The following is a 21,932-nucleotide window of genomic DNA, read 5'->3' on the forward strand; positions in this document are numbered from 1 at the left end:
TATTTATCCTGTTCTCCTCTGTCGATGATGGGCCTGTTATGGTGGTAAGCTCCCAGCGCTTACATGATATGTTGAATCCTACAAAAGATACCAATTGGAATTCCACGTATATCTACAAATCCAGACATGAGATGTTGCCTGTTAATCTTACTCAGGAAACACTTTTCAGCTCCAAATCTCATGGTAAATATGCGCTTTTCCCCATTTTTACTGCGAGTTGGCGAGCTCATCGTATAATGAATAAGGGTGTTTAAGTAAAGGAAAACATCACCGTTCCTGGCATCCTGGGCGGTGATGCCCCTATGGTTGCCCTCTCCAGCGCGGGCATCGGCAAAGCGTAAGGTTCAACAGCGTTTTACCACTTCATGCGATTGTTGCGTTTTTGTTGCGTATTAGATCACTTAATTTGCTTTACATCTCCCGTAAACACTTTTCTGCGATACAATGCCTTTACGTTATGTAACGGAGAGTTCGGCATGTCACACCCCGCGTTAACGCAACTGCGTGCGCTGCGCTATTTTAAAGAGATCCCTGCCCTGGAACCGCAACTGCTCGACTGGCTGTTGCTGGAGGATTCCATGACAAAACGTTTTGAACAGCAGGGAAAAACGGTAAGCGTGACGATGATCCGCGAAGGGTTTGTCGAGCAGAATGAAATCCCCGAAGAACTGCCGCTGCTGCCGAAAGAGTCTCGTTACTGGTTACGTGAAATTTTGTTATGTGCCGATGGTGAACCGTGGCTTGCCGGTCGTACCGTCGTTCCTGTGTCAACGTTAAGCGGGCCGGAGCTGGCGTTACAAAAATTGGGTAAAACGCCGTTAGGACGCTATCTGTTCACATCATCGACATTAACCCGGGACTTTATTGAGATAGGCCGTGATGCCGGACTGTGGGGGCGACGTTCCCGCCTGCGATTAAGCGGTAAACCGCTGTTGCTAACAGAACTGTTTTTACCGGCGTCACCGTTGTACTAAGAGGAAAAAAATATGGAGTGGAGTCTGACGCAGAATAAGCTGCTGGCGTTTCATCGCTTAATGCGTACGGATAAGCCAATTGGCGCGTTACTGCTGCTCTGGCCAACATTATGGGCGTTGTGGGTGGCGACACCGGGCGTTCCTCAGCTCTGGATCCTGGCGGTATTTGTCGCGGGTGTCTGGCTGATGCGCGCTGCTGGATGTGTGGTGAATGATTATGCTGACCGAAAGTTTGATGGTCATGTTAAGCGCACGGCGAACCGACCACTTCCCAGCGGCGCGGTAACAGAGAAAGAGGCGCGCGCGCTGTTTGTAGTGCTGGTACTGATTTCGTTTTTACTGGTACTGACGCTGAATACGATGACCATTCTGTTGTCGATTGCCGCTCTGGCGTTGGCGTGGGTGTACCCGTTTATGAAGCGGTATACCCATCTCCCGCAAGTGGTGCTGGGCGCGGCGTTTGGCTGGTCGATTCCAATGGCTTTTGCCGCTGTGAGTGAGTCGGTGCCATTGAGTTGCTGGTTAATGTTCCTCGCCAATATTCTCTGGGCGGTGGCTTACGACACGCAGTATGCGATGGTTGACCGCGATGATGATGTGAAGATTGGCATTAAATCCACGGCAATCCTGTTCGGCCAATACGATAAATTGATTATTGGTATTTTGCAGATTGGCGTACTGGCACTGATGGCGATCATCGGTGAGTTAAATGGCTTAGGCTGGGGATATTACTGGTCAATTGTGGTGGCTGGCGCGCTGTTTGTTTATCAACAAAAACTGATTGCCAACCGCGAGCGTGAAGCCTGCTTTAAAGCATTTATGAATAATAACTATGTTGGTCTGGTACTGTTTTTAGGACTGGCAATGAGTTACTGGCATTTCTGATGATGTAAAAAAGCCGGATGATCATCCGGCTTTCTTCTGGGTTGCCTTATGCGCGGCGCTTCTCAGGCCTACACAACACATCGCAATTTATTGAATTTGCAGATTATGGAAGGCCGGATAAGGCGTTTTCGCCGCATCCGGCAATTCTCTCTGATTACCCTTCGCCCTGCGTCGCACTCTCAATCGTCAAACGCACGTCTGATGTAATCAACTCCGCCAGCAACTGATAAACCTTCATCGTTTCTGCCGGTTCGGCGTCGCCGCTATCGCTGATATACCCTTCATCACGCAGCGTCAGCACCAGAGAACTGAACACCGCCTTGTCGAAGAACTCCGGCGCGTTGATGCCGTGCAGCACGGAGAGACGTTGCGCGACGGTGCGGCTCTCTTTCTCCAGCGTACCGCGGTTGATCGACGGGTTGGCACTCAACAACCAGAAGGTGATGGCATAACGTTGCAGCGTTTCGCGCGCGCCTGCGGCCAGCAGCTGTAGGGTGCGAGAATGCGCCGGGTTGATATGCAACTCATCATCTTGCAGGGTAATCAGCCCCTGACGTTGCATCTCATTTGCCAGCGCATCAATAACGTCCGGCAACTCGTCGCGATCCCAGCGCAGGAACAGCTCCGCTTTCAGCATTGGGTAAAGCACATTGACGTGCTCCATCAATACGTCGCGGGAGATGTGGCGATGCTGGGTGACAATTGCCGCCATCAGCGAAGGCAGCACCAACATATGCGCAATGTTGTTGCGATAGTAGGTCATCAGCACCGCTTGCTCGCGTGGCAGAATGATGATGTCGCCGATAGTGTCTTTCTCGACTTCAAACTTGTTCATTTGCAGCGCGTGATCGATAAGCTCGCTGGCGCTGGCTGAAGGAACGGTAGAGTCCGTGGAGTAAGGTACGTTGCGCATCAGATCCAGGTAGCAGTTGAGTTGCTCGGTTAACTGCTCGCGGGTGAGTGAGCGCTGACGTGATGCCAGAAGCGCAGTACAACACAGGTTCATGGCGTTTGCCGCGCCTGCGTTGTTAATGCGTACCATCAGATCGGCAGCAATATTATTGACCGTCGGCGTTAACCAGGCCGGACGCACCGCTTCGATGGGATCGATAGATTCACGCCAGTCTGGTACGTGCTGGTTAAGGTAGGTCATCAACGGCATTGGTTCACCGAAGTTGACGTAACCCTGACCGAGATTACGCAGCTTGCTTAAACCGCGCAGCATCTGCGGCAGGCTCTCTTTCTCTTTCGTCGCGCCGCGCAGTTCTTTGGCGTAAGTACCCACTTCCATGACGTGCTCATAACCGATATAGATCGGAATCAGCGTAATCGGACGCGTGCCGCCACGCAGCATCGCCTGAATGGTCATCGACAGCGTACCGGTTTTCGGATCCAGCAAACGCCCCGTGCGGGAACGACCGCCTTCCACGAAGTACTCGACGGAATAACCACGGCTGAACAGTTCGCCGAGATACTCACGGAAAACGGTGGAATAAAGTTTATTGCCTTTAAAAGTACGGCGAATAAAGAACGCCCCCAGACGGCGGAAAATCGGCCCGGCCGGCCAGAAGTTCAGGTTGATCCCGGCGGCGATATGCGGCGGCACCAGCCCCTGGTGGTACAGCACGTAAGAAAGTAGCAGGTAGTCCATGTGACTGCGGTGGCAAGGCACATACACCAGCTCATGACCGTCGTGGGCCAGCTGGCGAACGCGCTCGGCGTTATGGACGTTGATGCCCTGATAAAGTCGGTTCCAGGTGAAGCCCAGAATGCGGTCAGTCAGGCGGATCATCTCGTAAGAGAAATTCGCCGCAATCTCTTCCATCAGCGCAATCGCGTTCTGCTGCGCTTTTTCATGGGAGATTTTTTTGCTGCGCGCTTCATCTTCTACCGCTTTGGCAATGGCGCGGGAGGCGAGCAGCTTATTAAACAGATCCTGACGAGCAGGCAGACGTGGGCCCACAGCAGCCAGACGTTGACGGGCAAAGTGCATACGCGCCACGCGCGCCAGTTTCTGTGCGATAGTTTTATCCGTGCCGTGTTCATCCGCCATACGGCGCAGCGAAACTGACGGCGAGAAACGCACAAAACTGTCGCGACCGAGCCACAGTACGGCGAAAAATTTCTGTACGCCGTTAAGCATACGCAGCGGCGGGTTTACTTCGCCTTTTTCACGCCCCGGCGCGCGACCAAACATCACCGATACTGGCACCATCTGCACATCCAGATTTGGGTTGCTACGGTGCAAATCGAGATAGTCGTGGAACAGCTTAATAGACTCTTCTTTCGGCGTGTAATAGGTGAATACACGCGGCCCGCCGTGAATGAACACATAGCGCGGCAGTAGCGTGCCGTCGATTTCCAGCGGCTCTAACGGGTCAGGCAAGTCATGAGCCAGACACTGGGCGCGTAACGTCAGCAAATCTGCTTTCGAGTTGTACGGTAAAACGTACATAATTGGACGAGAAGTATCCAGCCCCAGTTCCGGGGCAGGATCTGCCGGAATAGACTTGCTTTTTACCAGGATGCTTAATGGTAAATTCAGTAATTTGTAGTAAATTCGTGGCCAGCCGGACATAAACGATGTAAAGCCTCTGGTTAATAATGCAAATGCGCGGCAAGGATAGCAGAAAGTCATGGGAAATTCTGTGGTATCCGCTCATGTTTCGCGCGGCGTTACGCAAACCCGAATCATCGGATTTAACGGTACACTGATATTGACGCTCATAATGTAAAAAGGTTCTTTCAATGGCCAATAATACCACTGGATTCACCCGAATTATTAAAGCTGCTGGCTATTCCTGGAAAGGTTTACGCGCTGCATGGATCAACGAAGCGGCATTCCGTCAGGAAGGCGTAGCGGTATTGTTGGCGGTGGTCATCGCCTGCTGGCTGGATGTGGACGCAATTACCCGCGTGCTGCTTATCAGCTCCGTGATGCTGGTGATGATTGTGGAAATCCTCAATAGCGCCATCGAAGCAGTGGTTGACCGAATTGGCTCTGAATACCATGAGCTTTCCGGACGCGCAAAAGATATGGGATCCGCCGCGGTGCTGATTGCCATTATCGTCGCCGTGATTACCTGGTGCATTCTGTTATGGTCGCATTTTGGATAACCCTTCCAGATTTCGATAAATCTCTGGTTTATTGTGCAGTTTATGGTTCCAAAATCGCCTTTTGCTGTATATACTCACAGCATAACTGTATATACACCCAGGGGGCGGAATGAAAGCGTTAACGGCCAGGCAACAAGAGGTGTTTGATCTCATCCGTGATCACATCAGCCAGACAGGTATGCCGCCGACGCGTGCGGAAATCGCGCAGCGTTTGGGGTTCCGTTCCCCAAACGCGGCTGAAGAACATCTGAAGGCGCTGGCACGCAAAGGCGTTATTGAAATTGTTTCCGGCGCATCACGCGGGATTCGTCTGTTGCAGGAAGAGGAAGAAGGGTTGCCGCTGGTAGGTCGTGTGGCTGCCGGTGAACCGCTTCTGGCGCAACAGCATATTGAAGGTCATTATCAGGTCGATCCTTCCTTGTTCAAGCCGAATGCTGATTTCCTGCTGCGCGTCAGCGGGATGTCGATGAAAGATATCGGCATTATGGATGGCGACTTGCTGGCAGTGCATAAAACTCAGGATGTACGTAACGGTCAGGTCGTTGTCGCACGTATTGATGACGAAGTTACCGTTAAGCGCCTGAAAAAACAGGGCAATAAAGTCGAACTGTTGCCAGAAAATAGCGAGTTTAAACCAATTGTCGTTGACCTTCGTCAGCAGAGCTTCACCATTGAAGGGCTGGCGGTTGGGGTTATTCGCAACGGCGACTGGCTGTAACATATCTCTGAGACCGCGATGCCGCCAGGCGTCGCGGTTTGTTTTTCATCTCTCTTCATCAGGCTTGTCTGCATGGCATTCCTCACTTCATCTGATAAAGCACTCTGGCATCTCGCCTTACCCATGATTTTCTCCAATATCACCGTTCCGTTGCTGGGACTGGTCGATACGGCGGTAATTGGTCATCTTGATAGCCCGGTTTATTTGGGCGGCGTGGCGGTTGGTGCAACGGCGACCAGCTTTCTCTTTATGCTGTTGCTGTTTTTACGCATGAGCACCACCGGGCTGACTGCGCAGGCTTATGGTGCCAAAAATCCTCAGGCATTAGCCCGTGCGCTGGTGCAACCGTTGCTGTTGGCGTTGGGGGCTGGGGCGTTAATTGCGCTGCTGCGTACACCGATTATCGATCTGGCGCTGCATATTGTTGGCGGTAGTGAAGCGGTCCTGGAACAGGCGCGGCGCTTTCTTGAAATCCGCTGGTTAAGCGCTCCGGCGTCGCTGGCGAATCTGGTATTACTCGGTTGGTTACTCGGCGTGCAATATGCCCGTGCGCCAGTAATTTTGTTAGTGGTCGGCAATATCCTCAACATTGTGCTGGATGTCTGGCTGGTGATGGGGCTGCATATGAACGTGCAGGGCGCGGCGCTGGCGACGGTTATTGCGGAATATGCAACATTGCTGATTGGTCTGCTAATGGTGCGTAAAATCCTCAAACTACGCGGAATTTCCGGCGAAATGCTGAAAACTGCCTGGCGAGGAAACTTCCGTCGCTTGCTGGCGCTTAACCGCGATATCATGCTGCGTTCGCTGTTGTTGCAACTCTGTTTCGGCGCGATCACCGTACTTGGTGCGCGACTGGGGAGTGACATTATCGCTGTTAACGCGGTTCTGATGACGCTACTCACCTTTACCGCCTATGCGCTTGATGGTTTTGCCTACGCGGTTGAAGCGCACTCCGGTCAGGCATACGGTGCGCGCGACGGTAGCCAGTTGCTGGATGTATGGCGGGCAGCGTGCCGCCAGTCGGGGATTGTAGCGTTACTGTTTTCGGTGGTTTATTTGCTGGCAGGGGAACACATCATTGCGTTGCTGACGTCGTTAACCCAGATTCAGCAGCTGGCTGACCGCTATCTTATCTGGCAGGTGATTTTGCCGTTGGTTGGCGTCTGGTGTTATCTGCTGGACGGCATGTTTATAGGCGCAACGCGTGCCGCCGAAATGCGTAACAGTATGGCGGTGGCCGCCGCAGGTTTTGCGCTGACGCTCCTTACGCTGCCGTGGCTGGGTAATCATGGTTTGTGGCTGGCATTAACCGTCTTTCTGGCGTTGCGCGGGCTTTCTCTGGCGGCTATCTGGCGGCGTCACTGGCGCAACGGTACCTGGTTTGCCGCAACGTGACGGTTAAAAATTCTGAATAAATTATCCTAAGCCAAATTGCTGACTACACTTAATCTCACGTTCAGAAGAAAAGTGAACGTACTCTCATTCACAACCTAACGATGAGGTCTTGATTATGAATAAAGATGAAGCCGGCGGTAACTGGAAACAGTTTAAAGGTAAAGTGAAAGAGCAATGGGGCAAACTGACCGATGATGATATGACGATCATTGAAGGTAAACGTGATCAACTGGTCGGTAAAATCCAGGAACGTTATGGTTATCAGAAAGATCAGGCAGAAAAAGAGGTCGTGGATTGGGAAACCCGCAATGAATATCGCTGGTAATTAATCCCTCCTGCCCGACGTGTACAAGGATGTACGCCCTCTTAACGCGGTTTCTTTTTCACCTGCACAGAGTGATCATGCTGGCACTGTTCAGGATGACGACACGCTTCCACTTCCACGCATGCCGCACAGAGCCCATGTGCTTCAATCACATTATGCCGCAGGGCAAACCCCATTTTTGCCGCCAGCGTATGCATAATGTCTTCCACGCCTTCTGCACACTCTTCTTTCACCGCGCCGCAGCGATCGCAAATAAACATGGCTGACGTATGCGTGGGCTGGTCGAACAGATGACAGAGCACATAACTGTTGGTGGATTCCACCTTATGCACAAAACCTTGCTCAAGCAGAAAATCCAGCGCGCGATAAACCGTTGGCGGCTTGGCTTGCGGTTCAGCTTCGCGCAGCAAATCAAGCAGATCATAAGCGCTGATAGCGCCATCCTGCAGACTCATCAGGCGCAACACTTCCAGGCGCTGTGGGGTCAGGCGCACATTACGCTGCGCGCAGATTTTTTCAGCCTGCGCTAATAACTCCTGCGTTGTGGTCTTTTCCATCGGGCACCTCAAAGTGGGGGTTAAGAATGTCCTTACTTTACCATGTTCCAGGAAAAACACCGAGAACCCTTATTGTTGCCGTAATGTTGATTTTCTGTTTTGTAGGTAAGGTGTTGTGTTGCTTGGTCGTACCATTATCAACACGATAATAATTAATAATTCATTTTTAAATAAATTGCTTCAAGTTAACTCGCTATTTATTTAACTGGGTTTGATCGCATACCTGTAGTTCAGAAATTATGAGCGATTTTTGATAGTGACCAGATGGCAAAACACTTATAAGGAGGACACGGTACGACAAAAAAGGTAGATGAATCATGTTGAAGATAATACCCGGTGCAACTGGATACTTTAATAAAACACTCAATTCAAATCAATTCGATAATAAAGATGCAAACAAAGATAAATTAGATAATATAGATGCAACCAAAGATAAATTAGATAATAGAGGTACAATCAAAGGTAAATTAAATAATATATATGGTAAGTCTATTGATTATTCAGCGCTGCGTCATCGGGATATAATTATTGCAAAAATAGATTTGTTTATTCAAAGAATCACTCATAATTTATGGCATGCACGTAAAAAAAATGTGTTTTTAATTGAGCAAATAACTAATCTCAAAGTGTGGGTCAATAAGTATATTGACGATTGCACTGATGAGGATTTAAACGATCGTGACTTTATTGCATCAGTTGTTGACCGGGCTATTTTTCATTTCGCGATTAATAGTATATGTAATCCTGGGGATAATAAAGATGCGACTCCCATTGAACGATGTACTTTTGATGTAGAAACTAAGAATGGCCTTCCCTCCACTGTTCAGCTATTTTATGAGGAATCTAAGGATAATGAACCTTTAGCGAATATACATTTTCAAGCAATAGGTTCTGGTTTTTTAACGTTTGTTAATGCCTGCCAGGAACATGATGACAACAGCTTAAAATTATTTGCTTCGCTGTTAATTTCACTTTCATATTCTAGTGCCTACACAGATTTATCAGAAACAGTGTATATTAATGAAAATAATGAGAGCTACCTGAAAGCTCAGTTTGAAAAATTATCTCAACGTGATATGAAGAAGTACCTGGGAGAGATGAAGCGTCTGGCTGATGGGGGAGAAATGAATTTTGATGGCTATCTGGATAAGATGTCACATCTGGTGAATGAAGGAACGCTCGATCCTGATATTTTAAGCAAAATGCGAGATGCTGCACCACAATTAATTAGCTTCGCGAAGTCGTTTGACCCAACCTCAAAGGAAGAGATTAAAATACTTACAGACACTTCTAAATTAATTTATGATTTGTTCGGGGTTAAATCGGAGAAATAATATGTGAAGTTCTTCGATAGTATGGAAGGCATTATATAAAAGGACCCAATATTTATTGGGTTCTTTTTTCTCTATCAATGCTATTAGCAGGGAGATATATCACCAGAGTTTAATGTGTGATTTTTTATTTATCGTCGAACCTGGATTGTTTATCATTGGCCTTAACAAAGTTAACGGCTAATAAGATTATTTCCATCACTTCGTGAGAGCTTCATGCCTTGAGAGGATCTCAATTTTCTTTTGCAATGAGACAGGCGCTTCCTGTTGTTATGGTATAGTACCCCGCTATTGAGCCTCCTGAATAGTGATGCTGAATAACATAACCCCATGATATATCGATAAAATAATCTCTACATTTGAAAATGCACGGTAATTCTGAAATGCAAAAAATCAACCAAACCAGCGCAATGCCTGAAAAAACTGACGTTCACTGGAGTGGTCGGTTTAGCGTTGCACCAATGCTCGACTGGACGGACAGACATTGCCGCTATTTCTTGCGTCTGCTTTCCCGCAATACGTTGCTGTATACCGAAATGGTGACCACAGGGGCGATTATTCACGGTAAAGGTGATTACCTGGCGTACAGTGAAGAAGAACATCCGGTAGCGTTGCAACTCGGCGGTAGCGATCCGGCGGCGCTGGCACAGTGTGCGAAGCTGGCAGAAGCGCGTGGATATGATGAGATCAACCTGAATGTCGGCTGCCCGTCTGACCGGGTGCAGAACGGCATGTTTGGTGCGTGTCTGATGGGTAATGCGCAGCTGGTTGCCGACTGCGTGAAAGCGATGCGCGATGTGGTGTCGATTCCAGTGACGGTGAAAACGCGTATTGGCATCGATGACCAGGACAGCTATGAATTTCTCTGCGATTTCATCAACACCGTTTCCGGCAAAGGCGAGTGTGAGATGTTTATCATCCACGCACGTAAAGCCTGGCTTTCGGGGTTAAGCCCGAAAGAAAACCGTGAAATCCCGCCGCTCGATTATCCGCGTGTGTATCAACTGAAGCGTGACTTTCCGCATCTGACAATGTCGATTAACGGTGGTATCAAGTCGCTGGAAGAGGCCAAAGCACACCTGCAACATATGGATGGCGTGATGGTCGGGCGCGAGGCGTATCAGAATCCGGGTATTCTGGCGGCGGTAGACCGGGAGATCTTTGGTTCCTCGGATACCGATGCCGATCCAGTGGCGGTAGTGCGCGCCATGTATCCGTACATTGAGCGTGAACTCAGCCAGGGGACGTATCTCGGCCATATTACCCGGCATATGTTGGGCTTGTTCCAGGGTATTCCTGGCGCGCGGCAGTGGCGGCGTTATTTAAGTGAAAATGCCCATAAAGCGGGTGCAGACATTAATGTGCTGGAACACGCGCTCAAACTGGTGGCGGATAAGCGTTAACTTTTCACCAAAAAGTAGTCAAATTCACCACGCCCTGCGCACCGTCGCGGGGCATTTTGCTGTTAAATCAATAGATTATTTTTGGCATGATTCTTGTAATGCCAGCAAGAGATTTCATATTTGGGAGAGCATCATGCTGGAACTACTTTTTGTGTTTGGCTTTTTTGTCATGCTGATGGTCACCGGCGTTTCGTTGCTGGGCATTATCGCCGCGCTGGTTGTGGCGACGGCCATTATGTTCCTCGGCGGTATGCTGGCATTGATGATTAAGTTGCTGCCGTGGTTACTACTGGCGATTGCGGTGGTGTGGGTTATTAAGGCGATTAAAGCACCAAAAGTGCCGAAATATCAGCGTTATGACCGCTGGCGTTACTAAGGGATTGTGCGGATGATCACAACCTAAGGTTTTATCCTTAGAACAAAATAGGAATTGATAATCAAATCTGTCACTATTGCGCCTCTAACAGATTCATCGTGCTGTACCCTACATACAGCCGAACTATAAAAAGAAAGGGCTTCCCAGGTGGAAGCCCTATTTCTTTTATGGAATCAGCAGGCTGGAACCTTGCGTCGCCCGGCTTTCCAGAATCTCATGCGCACGCTGCGCATCCTTCAGCGGATATTTCTGCTGCTCGGCGACATCGACCTTAATCACACCGCTGGCAATCAAAGAGAACAGTTCATTACTGGCCTCGGTTAATTCCTCCCGCGTGGTGATATAGCCTTGCAGGGAAGGGCGTGTCACATACAACGAGCCTTTTTGATTGAGAATGCCTAAGTTCACACCGGTAACCGCACCTGATGAGTTGCCAAAACTGACCATTAAGCCGCGGCGTTGCAGGCAATCCAGCGACCGTTCCCAGGTGTCTCTGCCCACGGAATCGTACACTACGCGCACTTTCTTACCGCCGGTGATCTCTTTCAATCGCTCGACCAGATTCTCTTCACGATAGTTAATAACCTGCCACGCGCCGGCTTTTAGCGCGCTCTGCGCTTTTTGCGCGGTTCCTACGGTGCCGATAAGTTTCGCGCCCAGGGCTTTTGCCCACTGGCAGGCAATTAAGCCAACGCCGCCAGCCGCTGCGTGGAACAGGAACTGTTCATCGGGTTTAATTTCATAGGTTTTGCGCAGCAGATAATAAACCGTTAAGCCTTTCAGGAAAGATGCTGCAGCTTGCTCAAAAGAAATTGCCGCAGGCAGAATCGCCGCTTTATCCGCATTAATGTTATGCACAGAGCTGTAAGCGCCTAACGCCGACTGCGCATAGACAACACGATCGCCTGCCTTAATATGCTTTACACCACTGCCGACTTTACTCACGATGCCTGCCGCTTCGGTACCTAATCCGCTGGGTAGTGATGGCGGCGGGTAAAGGCCGCTGCGGATATACGTGTCGATAAAATTGATGCCGATGGCTTTATTTTCGACCTGGATTTCATTCTCTGCCGGATCGGCAGGAGTGAACTCTACGGCTTGAAGTACTTCCGGGCCACCGTGCTTGTGAAATTCAATTCGTGTTGCCATGTGTCCTCCAGAACGTATCGTCAGGGTCTGCTTCATATGGTAAAGTTTCGACCCATTCTTTATCTCGGTAACTCCATTCACTATGGCAGGAAATAAACCCTTCAACAAACAGCAGGCTGAACCCCGCGAACGCGATCCACAAGTTGCCGGGCTGAAAGTGCCTCCGCACTCGATCGAAGCGGAGCAGTCGGTGTTGGGCGGTTTAATGCTGGATAACGAACGCTGGGACGATGTAGCCGAGCGTGTGGTGGCAGACGATTTTTACACCCGCCCACACCGCCATATCTTTACTGAAATGGCGCGTTTGCAGGAAAGCGGTAGTCCTATCGATCTGATTACCCTTGCGGAATCGCTGGAACGCCAGGGGCAACTCGATAGCGTCGGTGGTTTTGCTTATCTGGCAGAGCTGTCAAAAAATACGCCAAGTGCGGCGAACATCAGTGCCTATGCGGACATCGTGCGTGAACGTGCCGTTGTCCGTGAGATGATTTCGGTTGCGAATGAGATTGCTGAAGCCGGTTTTGATCCGCAGGGGCGCACCAGCGAAGATCTGCTGGACCTTGCTGAATCCCGCGTCTTTAAAATTGCTGAAAGTCGTGCAAACAAAGACGAAGGGCCGAAGAACATCGCCGATGTGCTCGACGCAACCGTGGCGCGTATTGAGCAGTTGTTTCAGCAGCCACACGATGGCGTTACCGGAGTAAACACCGGTTATGACGATCTCAACAAAAAAACCGCTGGCTTGCAGCCGTCGGATTTGATCATCGTCGCCGCGCGTCCGTCGATGGGTAAAACAACATTTGCGATGAACCTCGTCGAAAACGCGGCGATGTTGCAGGATAAACCAGTACTTATCTTCTCGCTGGAGATGCCTTCAGAACAGATTATGATGCGTTCTCTGGCGTCGCTGTCGCGCGTTGACCAGACTAAAATCCGTACCGGGCAGCTCGATGATGAAGACTGGGCGCGCATTTCCGGCACCATGGGTATTTTGCTCGAAAAACGCAATATCTATATCGATGACTCCTCCGGCCTGACGCCAACGGAAGTGCGTTCCCGCGCACGCCGTATTGCCCGTGAACACGGCGGCATCGGGCTTATCATGATCGACTACCTGCAACTGATGCGCGTACCGGCGCTTTCCGATAACCGTACGCTGGAAATTGCAGAAATCTCTCGCTCGCTGAAAGCACTGGCGAAAGAACTGAACGTGCCGGTGGTGGCGCTGTCCCAGTTGAACCGTTCTCTGGAACAACGTGCCGACAAACGCCCGGTCAACTCCGACCTGCGTGAATCTGGCTCTATCGAGCAGGATGCGGACTTGATCATGTTTATCTATCGTGATGAGGTGTATCACGAAAACAGTGATTTAAAAGGCATCGCGGAAATTATTATCGGTAAACAACGTAACGGCCCAATCGGGACGGTACGCCTGACCTTTAACGGTCAATGGTCGCGCTTCGACAACTATGCGGGGCCGCAGTACGACGACGAATAATAATTATTTTATGAATTAGGTAATTAAAGCAAACACTTATCAAGGAACACAAATGCAAGCGGCAACTGTTGTGATTAACCGCCGCGCTCTGCGACACAACCTGCAACGTCTTCGTGAACTGGCCCCTGCCAGTAAAATGGTTGCGGTGGTGAAAGCGAACGCTTATGGTCACGGTCTTCTTGAGACCGCGCGAACGCTCCCCGATGCTGACGCCTTTGGCGTAGCCCGTCTCGAAGAAGCTCTGCGACTGCGTGCGGGGGGAATCACCAAACCTGTACTGTTACTCGAAGGCTTTTTTGATGCCAGAGATCTGCCGACGATTTCTGCGCAACATTTTCATACCGCCGTGCATAACGAAGAACAGCTGGCTGCGCTGGAAGAGGCTAGCCTGGACGAGCCGGTTACCGTCTGGATGAAACTCGATACCGGTATGCACCGTCTGGGCGTAAGGCCGGAACAGGCTGAGGCGTTTTATCATCGCCTGACCCAGTGCAAAAACGTTCGTCAGCCGGTGAATATCGTCAGCCATTTTGCGCGCGCGGATGAACCAAAATGTGGCGCAACCGAGAAACAACTCGCTATCTTTAATACCTTTTGCGAAGGCAAACCTGGTCAACGTTCCATTGCCGCATCGGGTGGCATTCTGCTGTGGCCACAGTCGCATTTTGACTGGGTGCGCCCGGGCATCATTCTTTATGGCGTCTCGCCGCTGGAAGATCGCTCCACCGGTGCCGATTTTGGCTGTCAGCCAGTGATGTCACTAACCTCCAGCCTGATTGCCGTGCGTGAGCATAAAGCCGGAGAACCTGTTGGTTATGGTGGAACCTGGGTAAGCGAACGTGATACCCGTCTTGGCGTAGTCGCGATGGGCTATGGCGATGGTTATCCGCGCGCCGCGCCGTCCGGTACGCCAGTGCTGGTGAACGGTCGCGAAGTACCGATTGTCGGGCGCGTGGCGATGGATATGATCTGCGTAGACTTAGGTCCACAAGCGCAGGACAAAGCCGGGGATCCGGTCATTTTATGGGGCGAAGGTTTGCCCGTAGAACGTATCGCTGAAATGACAAAAGTGAGCGCTTACGAACTTATCACTCGCCTGACTTCAAGGGTCGCGATGAAATACGTGGATTAATCGTTCTGTAATATTTGATTGTCTGTGCCGGATGCGGCGTGAATGCCTTATCCGGCCAATAAAATCCTAAAAATTCAATAAGTTGATGTTCTTTCATGCTCTTATAAAGGTCGTGCCTCTGGCGGATGTACGTTTGTCATGAGTCTCACTCTGTTGCTAATTGCCGTTCGCTCCTGAACATCCACTCGATCTTCGCCTTCTTCCGGTTTATTGTGTTTTAACCACCTGCCCGTAAACCTGGAGAACCATCGCGTGTTTCAAAAAGTTGACGCCTACGCTGGCGACCCGATTCTTACGCTTATGGAGCGTTTTAAAGAAGACCCTCGCAGCGACAAAGTGAATTTAAGTATCGGTCTGTACTACAACGAAGACGGAATTATTCCACAACTGAAAGCCGTGGCGGAGGCGGAAGCGCGCCTGAATGCGCAGCCTCATGGCGCTTCGCTTTATTTACCGATGGAAGGGCTTAACAGCTATCGCCATGCCATTGCGCCGCTGCTGTTTGGTGCGGACCATCCGGTACTGAAACAACAGCGCGTAGCAACCATTCAAACCCTTGGCGGCTCCGGGGCATTGAAAGTGGGCGCGGATTTCCTGAAACGCTACTTCCCGGAATCAGGCGTCTGGGTCAGCGATCCTACCTGGGAAAACCACGTAGCAATATTCGCCGGGGCTGGATTCGAAGTGAGTACTTACCCCTGGTATGACGAAGCGACTAACGGCGTGCGCTTTAATGACCTGTTGGCGACGCTGAAAACATTACCTGCCCGCAGTATTGTGTTGCTGCATCCATGTTGCCACAACCCAACGGGTGCCGATCTCACTAATGACCAGTGGGATGCGGTGATTGAAATTCTCAAAGCCCGCGAGCTTATTCCATTCCTCGATATTGCCTATCAAGGATTTGGTGCCGGTATGGAAGAGGATGCCTACGCTATTCGCGCCATTGCCAGCGCTGGATTACCCGCTCTGGTGAGCAATTCGTTCTCGAAAATTTTCTCCCTTTACGGCGAGCGCGTCGGCGGACTTTCTGTTATGTGTGAAGATGCCGAAGCCGCTGGCCGCGTACTGGGGCAATTGAAAGCAACAGTTCGCCGCAACTACTCCAGCCCGCCGAATTTTGGTGCGCAGGTGGTGGCTGCAGTGCTGAATGACGAGGCATTGAAAGCCAGCTGGCTGGCGGAAGTAGAAGAGATGCGTACTCGCATTCTGGCAATGCGTCAGGAACTGGTGAAGGTATTAAGCACAGAGATGCCAGAACGCAATTTCGATTATCTGCTTAATCAGCGCGGCATGTTCAGTTATACCGGTTTAAGTGCCGCTCAGGTTGACCGACTACGTGAAGAATTTGGTGTCTATCTCATCGCCAGCGGTCGCATGTGTGTCGCCGGGTTAAATACGGCAAATGTACAACGTGTGGCAAAGGCGTTTGCTGCGGTGATGTAATGCAGGAAAGCAGGCTGGAGCTACCCAGCCTGCAGTGAAATTAAACTGTCGTCGCTTTCACTCTTTCTTTATAGATGATTTTTTTGATGCCATCGTTCTACGTGAGAGATAATAAACGTTGTTAGTTCTTTTATTGTTAAGCTTATCCCAATTATCTGGAATTCCTTATCCTGTTTTTTTGGGTGGAGTAATAATTTCTGCACATCTAACCATTATTAAATTTAATAATAAGTATCGGGTTTGTTACGATAGAATATTTCTATATCCTCAAGAATATGCTTTGCCTTATTGCCTGTGACTTTCTGAGATTCAATTATAGTATCGTTAAATTCTAATGTTAAAGAGACTCTTTTTTCCGCTTTGTGTAAGTTTAACCTTATATTGATTACCAATATCAAATAAAAAGGTCCTGTAATGAGAATAATCACCTTTAACCTCCTCGGCAAAACAGCAAAGCGTGCAAATATACATAAAGTCTTTCTTACCCCTGATTTTGTTAACTAAATCAATAAATGCGTGAAAAACTTTACTTGCAATAGAACTTGATACTTCTTCTCCAGGTCTACAAAAATCTTTTGCAATTTTTAACTGTGTTTCTATGTATAAAAAGAAATCTTTGGCATAAGAGATATCTTTATTATTTAGTGCATCTAGCTCAACAGGTAAAGATGTCGTTTTGTTGCTATTCACATATGATATATTCATATCATCATCTCCATCGCGAGTAATAAAATTAGTCACCATTGTAGGGTAGGGGGGCTGGTCAATCAGAAATCATCTTTATAAACTTCGATTGTTTTTGTAATGCTGTATCATTAAGTTCATTAAATCGTACAGCAGATAAATGTTCTATCAAATTTCGCTCATTTGCCGAGGATTCATCATAATAAACGTAAAATTAATGTATCCTTACATCGAGTAATAAACATTTTTTATACAAAAAAAGACAGGAACGTATTTACTGGGTTAAATATAATCATCCTGCTTTTCATCACAAAAACCGCAGATAATCCTTCCTTTCCCCGGCAGCTGGCGTTATGGTCAGATGGTTTTTGCAACAAATCTCACAATAAAAAGTTTCAACATACTGACTATTTAGGGAAAAATATGCGCAAGATCACACAGGCAATCAGTGCCGTTTGCTTATTGTTCGCTCTAAACAGTTCCGCTGTTGCCCTGGCCTCATCTCCTTCACCGCTTAACCCAGGTACTAACGTTGCCAGGCTTGCTGAACAGGCACCCATTCATTGGGTTTCGGTCGCACAAATTGAAAATAGCCTCGCAGGGCGTCCGCCAATGGCGGTGGGGTTTGATATCGATGACACGGTACTTTTTTCCAGTCCGGGCTTCTGGCGCGGCAAAAAAAACTTCTCGCCAGAAAGCGAAGATTATCTGAAAAATCCTGTGTTCTGGGAAAAAATGAACAATGGCTGGGATGAATTCAGCATTCCAAAAGAGGTCGCCCGCCAGCTGATTGATATGCATGTACGCCGCGGTGACGCGATCTTCTTTGTGACTGGTCGTAGTCCGACGAAAACAGAAACGGTTTCAAAAACGCTGGCGGATAATTTTCATATTCCTGCCACCAACATGAATCCGGTGATCTTTGCGGGCGATAAACCAGGGCAAAATACAAAATCGCAATGGCTGCAGGATAAAAATATCCGAATTTTTTATGGCGATTCTGATAATGATATTACCGCCGCACGCGATGTCGGCGCTCGTGGTATCCGCATTCTGCGCGCCTCCAACTCTACCTACAAACCCTTGCCACAAGCGGGTGCGTTTGGTGAAGAGGTGATCGTCAATTCAGAATACTGACAGAGCGGGAGAGCGTGACACTCTCCCGAATGCTGTTTTTTTAATCACACCTTTATCCTTTCGCTGTCTTGCTGCAAACTGATTAAGAGAGTTTTATCAAGGAGCAGCACATGTGGTATCAAAAGACGCTCACGCTTAGCGCCAAATCTCGTGGGTTTCATCTGGTAACGGATGAAATTCTGAATCAGCTGGCTAATATGCCGCGCGTTAACATCGGCTTACTGCATCTGTTGCTGCAACATACCTCCGCCTCTCTGACACTTAATGAGAACTGCGATCCCACCGTACGCCACGACATGGAGCGTTTTTTCCTCCGCACCGTTCCCGACAACGGAAATTATGAGCATGACTATGAGGGAGCAGACGATATGCCTTCTCATATCAAATCCTCAATGCTGGGAACATCGCTTGTATTGCCGTTACATAAAGGGCGTATTCAGACCGGCACCTGGCAAGGCATCTGGCTGGGGGAACATCGCATCCACGGCGGATCGCGTCGCATCATCGCGACACTACAAGGGGAGTAAAAAATGACCATTTCGGAGTTGCTACAATATTGCATGGCAAAACCAGGCGCAGAACAGAGCGTGCATAACGACTGGAAAGCGACGCAGATCAAAGTGGAAGATGTACTGTTTGCGATGGTGAAAGAAGTAGAAAATCGCCCAGCTGTTTCGCTGAAAACCAGCCCGGAGCTGGCGGAGCTGCTACGTCAGCAGCACAGCGATGTGCGTCCTAGCCGCCATCTGAATAAAGCGCACTGGAGCACCGTGTATCTCGACGGTTCGCTGCCGGATTCGCAAATCTATTATCTGGTGGATGCGTCTTATCAGCAGGCAGTGAATTTACTACCGGAAGAAAAGCGTAAATTGCTGGTACAACTCTGAAAGGAAAAGGCCGCTCAGAAAGCGGCCTTAACGATTACAGCATCGGCTTGAGGAAGCGTGCCGTATGCGAAGCTTCGCACTCCGCGACGGTTTCTGGCGTACCGGAGACGAGGATTTCGCCGCCGCCACTGCCGCCTTCTGGTCCCAGGTCGACAATCCAGTCAGCGGTTTTGATCACGTCGAGATTGTGCTCAATCACCACAATGGTATTGCCCTGATCGCGCAGTTTATGCAGCACGTCGAGGAGTTGCTGAATATCGGCGAAGTGCAGACCGGTGGTCGGCTCGTCGAGAATATACAGCGTCTGCCCGGTGCCGCGTTTTGACAGCTCACGCGCCAGCTTCACGCGCTGGGCTTCACCACCAGAAAGTGTGGTTGCGGACTGCCCCAGGCGAATGTACGTCAGACCAACGTCCATCAACGTTTGCAGCTTACGCGCCAGAGCTGGCACCGCATCAAAGAACTCACGCGCCTCTTCGATGGTCATATCCAGCACTTCGTGGATGGTTTTGCCTTTGTACTTAATTTCCAGCGTTTCACGGTTATAGCGTTTACCTTTGCACTGATCGCACGGCACGTAGATATCCGGCAGGAAGTGCATCTCCACTTTGATCACACCGTCGCCCTGACAGGCTTCGCAGCGCCCGCCACGGACGTTAAAGCTGAAACGTCCTGGCGTATAACCACGCGCACGGGATTCCGGTACGCCCGCAAACAGTTCGCGCACAGGTGTAAACACGCCGGTATAGGTCGCCGGGTTAGAACGTGGAGTACGACCAATTGGGCTTTGGTCGATATCGATCACTTTATCGAAATGCTCCAGCCCCTGAATATCGCGATACGGTGCCGGTTCGGCGATGGTCGCACCATTCAACTGGCGTTGGGCAATCGGGAACAGTGTGTCGTTAATCAGCGTCGATTTACCGGAACCTGAAACCCCTGTGATGCAGGTAAACAGACCGACTGGCAGCGTGAGCGTCACGTCCTTCAGGTTGTTGCCGCGTGCACCTGTCAGCTTCAGCACTTTTTCTGGATTCGCCGGAACGCGTTTCTTCGGCACTTCAATCTTGCGTTTACCGCTCATGTACTGCCCGGTCAACGATTCAGGCACTGCCATAATCGCTTCCAGCGGACCTTCTGCGACCACTTCACCGCCGTGAACACCCGCACCAGGACCGATATCGATCACATGGTCAGCGGCGCGAATTGCGTCTTCGTCATGCTCCACCACAATCACGGTATTACCGAGATCGCGCAGATGGATAAGCGTACCCAACAGGCGCTCGTTATCGCGCTGGTGCAGGCCGATAGACGGCTCGTCCAGTACATACATAACGCCAACCAGGCCCGCACCAATCTGGCTCGCCAGACGGATACGCTGGGCTTCACCGCCGGAAAGTGTTTCTGCCGAGCGGGAAAGTGTCAGGTAATTCAGGCCGACGTTAACGAGGAATTTCAGACGATCGCCGATCTCTTTAAGGATTTTTTCTGCAATCTTCGCCCGTTGACCAGCGTGTTTGAGATTGTTGAAGAATTCCATCGCATGACCGATGCTCATGTCGGAGATAGCAGGCAGCGGCGTATTCTCGACATAAACGTGGCGCGCTTCCCGACGCAGACGCGTCCCTTCGCAGCTGGCGCATGGGCGATTGCTGATAAACTTGGCTAATTCTTCACGTACCGCACTGGATTCTGTCTCTTTATAACGGCGCTCCATATTGTGCAGCACGCCTTCGAACGGATGACGACGGATGGAGGTATCGCCACGATCGTTCATGTATTTGAATTCAATGTTTTCTTTGCCAGAACCGTACAACACCACTTTATGCACGTTCGCGCTCAGGCTGCCCCACGGCGCTTCGACGTCGAACTTATAGTGATCTGCCAGCGATTTCAGCATCTGGAAATAATAGAAGTTGCGGCGATCCCAGCCACGGATCGCACCGCCAGCCAGTGACAGCTCGGGGTTTTGGATCACGCGGTCAGGATCGAAATATTGCTGTACGCCAAGGCCGTCACAGGTCGGGCAGGCACCTGCCGGGTTGTTAAACGAAAACAGTCGCGGCTCCAGTTCACGCATACTGTAGCCGCAAATTGGGCAGGCGAAGTTGGCGGAGAACAGCAGCTCTTCCGCTTTCGGGTCGTCCATATCCGCCACTACCGCTGTACCACCGGAAAGCTCCAGCGCGGTTTCAAACGACTCCGCAAGACGTTGGGTAAGATCGTCACGCACCTTGAAGCGATCAACCACCACTTCAATAGTGTGTTTCTTTTGCAGTTCCAGTTTCGGCGGATCGGAAAGATCGCAGACTTCGCCATCAATACGAGCACGGATGTAACCCTGGCTTGCCAGGTTCTCCAGCGTTTTGGTGTGTTCGCCTTTGCGCTCTTTAATGATTGGCGCGAGCAGCATCAGACGCTTGCCTTCCGGCTGCGACAGCACGTTATCCACCATCTGGCTGACGGTTTGCGCCGCCAGCGGGACGTCGTGGTCCGGACAGCGCGGTTCGCCGACGCGGGCGAACAACAAACGCAAATAGTCGTGGATTTCGGTGATTGTCCCCACCGTAGAACGCGGGTTATGAGACGTCGATTTCTGCTCAATTGAGATGGCAGGAGAAAGCCCCTCAATATGATCGACGTCCGGCTTTTCCATCAGTGACAGAAACTGCCGCGCGTAGGCGGAAAGGGATTCAACGTAACGGCGCTGCCCTTCGGCATATAAGGTGTCGAAAGCGAGCGAGGATTTGCCAGAACCCGAAAGCCCGGTCACGACAATGAGCTTGTCGCGGGGGATAACGAGGTTGATGTTTTTGAGATTATGGGTGCGGGCGCCCCGAACTTCGATCTTATCCATTCACCTTTCCCGGATTAAACGCTTTTTTGCCCGGTGGCATGGTGCTACCGGCGATCAC

Annotated in this window: 20 protein-coding genes and 2 pseudogenes; 17 read left to right on the forward strand and 5 right to left on the reverse strand. The window is 50.2% G+C overall.

What is annotated here, in order from left to right:
- From QZF50_RS07860 to ubiA, 3 genes and pseudogenes are all read left to right on the forward strand, one after another.
- A pseudogene (locus QZF50_RS07860) lies at window positions 1-254 on the forward strand (hypothetical protein); the annotation flags it as partial.
- A gap of 222 nt (window positions 255-476) precedes the next feature.
- Window positions 477-974, forward strand: coding sequence for a chorismate lyase (gene ubiC, locus QZF50_RS07865; protein ID WP_001297295.1), 498 nt, complete (start codon window positions 477-479; stop codon window positions 972-974).
- Window positions 975-986: 12 nt separating this feature from the next.
- Entirely contained in the window at window positions 987-1,859 is an 873-nt protein-coding gene (gene ubiA / locus QZF50_RS07870; protein WP_000455228.1) for a 4-hydroxybenzoate octaprenyltransferase, read from the forward strand.
- A gap of 154 nt (window positions 1,860-2,013) precedes the next feature.
- Here ubiA and plsB read toward each other — a convergent pair whose 3' ends face one another.
- The gene (gene plsB, locus QZF50_RS07875; protein WP_000017354.1) at window positions 2,014-4,437 is read right to left on the reverse strand and encodes a glycerol-3-phosphate 1-O-acyltransferase PlsB; all 2,424 of its coding nucleotides are present in this window, start codon (window positions 4,435-4,437) and stop codon (window positions 2,014-2,016) included.
- 170 nt (window positions 4,438-4,607) lie between these two features.
- On the opposite strand from plsB, the gene dgkA reads away from it, so the two are divergent.
- The 4 genes from dgkA (at window position 4,608) to QZF50_RS07895 (ending at window position 7,417) form a co-directional block, all read left to right on the forward strand.
- Window positions 4,608-4,976 (forward strand): diacylglycerol kinase, encoded by a 369-nt coding sequence (gene dgkA / locus QZF50_RS07880; protein WP_000002907.1) that lies wholly within the window; start codon window positions 4,608-4,610, stop codon window positions 4,974-4,976.
- 109 nt (window positions 4,977-5,085) lie between these two features.
- On the forward strand, window positions 5,086-5,694 hold the full coding sequence (gene lexA / locus QZF50_RS07885) for a transcriptional repressor LexA (protein ID WP_000646078.1): 609 nt from the start codon (window positions 5,086-5,088) through the stop codon (window positions 5,692-5,694).
- 72 nt (window positions 5,695-5,766) lie between these two features.
- Window positions 5,767-7,092, forward strand: coding sequence for an MATE family efflux transporter DinF (gene dinF, locus QZF50_RS07890; protein ID WP_001301116.1), 1,326 nt, complete (start codon window positions 5,767-5,769; stop codon window positions 7,090-7,092).
- Window positions 7,093-7,207: 115 nt separating this feature from the next.
- Entirely contained in the window at window positions 7,208-7,417 is a 210-nt protein-coding gene (locus QZF50_RS07895) for a CsbD family protein (RefSeq protein ID WP_001030593.1), read from the forward strand.
- Between the two features lie 41 nt (window positions 7,418-7,458).
- Here the strand turns inward: QZF50_RS07895 and zur are convergent, their stop codons facing one another.
- The gene (zur, locus tag QZF50_RS07900) at window positions 7,459-7,974 is read right to left on the reverse strand and encodes a zinc uptake transcriptional repressor Zur (protein WP_001295691.1); all 516 of its coding nucleotides are present in this window, start codon (window positions 7,972-7,974) and stop codon (window positions 7,459-7,461) included.
- A gap of 317 nt (window positions 7,975-8,291) precedes the next feature.
- On the opposite strand from zur, the pseudogene QZF50_RS07905 reads away from it, so the two are divergent.
- From QZF50_RS07905 to pspG, 4 genes and pseudogenes are all read left to right on the forward strand, one after another.
- Window positions 8,292-8,573 (forward strand): annotated as a pseudogene (locus QZF50_RS07905) (DUF2713 domain-containing protein); the annotation flags it as partial.
- Window positions 8,574-8,600: 27 nt separating this feature from the next.
- Entirely contained in the window at window positions 8,601-9,308 is a 708-nt protein-coding gene (locus tag QZF50_RS07910; RefSeq protein ID WP_015364382.1) for a DUF2713 family protein, read from the forward strand.
- Window positions 9,309-9,670: 362 nt separating this feature from the next.
- Window positions 9,671-10,708 carry a tRNA dihydrouridine(20/20a) synthase DusA gene (gene dusA, locus QZF50_RS07915; protein ID WP_001298868.1) on the forward strand — a complete coding sequence of 346 codons (1,038 nt, stop codon included), beginning with the start codon at window positions 9,671-9,673 and terminating at the stop codon, window positions 10,706-10,708.
- 133 nt (window positions 10,709-10,841) lie between these two features.
- Complete coding sequence (gene pspG, locus QZF50_RS07920; protein WP_000891389.1) at window positions 10,842-11,084, forward strand: envelope stress response protein PspG; 243 nt, start codon at window positions 10,842-10,844, stop codon at window positions 11,082-11,084.
- A 165-nt stretch (window positions 11,085-11,249) separates the two neighbouring features.
- Here the strand turns inward: pspG and QZF50_RS07925 are convergent, their stop codons facing one another.
- Complete coding sequence (locus tag QZF50_RS07925; RefSeq protein ID WP_000235522.1) at window positions 11,250-12,233, reverse strand: quinone oxidoreductase; 984 nt, start codon at window positions 12,231-12,233, stop codon at window positions 11,250-11,252.
- 82 nt (window positions 12,234-12,315) lie between these two features.
- Here QZF50_RS07925 and dnaB point away from each other — a divergent pair, with 82 nt between their 5' ends.
- The 3 genes from dnaB (at window position 12,316) to tyrB (ending at window position 16,309) form a co-directional block, all read left to right on the forward strand.
- Window positions 12,316-13,731 carry a replicative DNA helicase gene (dnaB, locus tag QZF50_RS07930; protein ID WP_000918363.1) on the forward strand — a complete coding sequence of 472 codons (1,416 nt, stop codon included), beginning with the start codon at window positions 12,316-12,318 and terminating at the stop codon, window positions 13,729-13,731.
- Between the two features lie 52 nt (window positions 13,732-13,783).
- Window positions 13,784-14,863, forward strand: a complete 1,080-nt coding sequence (alr, locus tag QZF50_RS07935; protein ID WP_001147328.1) for an alanine racemase — start codon at window positions 13,784-13,786, stop codon at window positions 14,861-14,863.
- A gap of 252 nt (window positions 14,864-15,115) precedes the next feature.
- Window positions 15,116-16,309 carry an aromatic amino acid transaminase gene (gene tyrB, locus QZF50_RS07940; protein ID WP_000486966.1) on the forward strand — a complete coding sequence of 398 codons (1,194 nt, stop codon included), beginning with the start codon at window positions 15,116-15,118 and terminating at the stop codon, window positions 16,307-16,309.
- Between the two features lie 324 nt (window positions 16,310-16,633).
- Here tyrB and QZF50_RS07945 read toward each other — a convergent pair whose 3' ends face one another.
- Window positions 16,634-17,014 (reverse strand): hypothetical protein, encoded by a 381-nt coding sequence (locus QZF50_RS07945; RefSeq protein ID WP_001472715.1) that lies wholly within the window; start codon window positions 17,012-17,014, stop codon window positions 16,634-16,636.
- A 402-nt stretch (window positions 17,015-17,416) separates the two neighbouring features.
- Between QZF50_RS07945 and aphA the strand changes: the two genes are divergently transcribed.
- The 3 genes from aphA to QZF50_RS07960 all read left to right on the forward strand — a co-directional run bounded on the left by aphA (window position 17,417) and on the right by QZF50_RS07960 (window position 19,017).
- Entirely contained in the window at window positions 17,417-18,130 is a 714-nt protein-coding gene (gene aphA / locus QZF50_RS07950; RefSeq protein ID WP_001317548.1) for an acid phosphatase AphA, read from the forward strand.
- Between the two features lie 110 nt (window positions 18,131-18,240).
- Window positions 18,241-18,657: a secondary thiamine-phosphate synthase enzyme YjbQ gene (locus tag QZF50_RS07955; protein ID WP_000270383.1), complete on the forward strand. Its 417-nt coding sequence runs from the start codon at window positions 18,241-18,243 to the stop codon at window positions 18,655-18,657.
- A gap of 3 nt (window positions 18,658-18,660) precedes the next feature.
- Window positions 18,661-19,017 carry an MmcQ/YjbR family DNA-binding protein gene (locus QZF50_RS07960; protein WP_000155657.1) on the forward strand — a complete coding sequence of 119 codons (357 nt, stop codon included), beginning with the start codon at window positions 18,661-18,663 and terminating at the stop codon, window positions 19,015-19,017.
- A gap of 34 nt (window positions 19,018-19,051) precedes the next feature.
- On the opposite strand, the gene uvrA is transcribed toward QZF50_RS07960, so the two are convergent.
- On the reverse strand, window positions 19,052-21,874 hold the full coding sequence (gene uvrA, locus QZF50_RS07965; protein WP_290388848.1) for an excinuclease ABC subunit UvrA: 2,823 nt from the start codon (window positions 21,872-21,874) through the stop codon (window positions 19,052-19,054).
- Window positions 21,875-21,932: the final 58 nt, after the last annotated feature.

Source organism: uncultured Escherichia sp. (assembly GCF_948475835.1).
Classification (GTDB): domain Bacteria; phylum Pseudomonadota; class Gammaproteobacteria; order Enterobacterales; family Enterobacteriaceae; genus ECMA0423.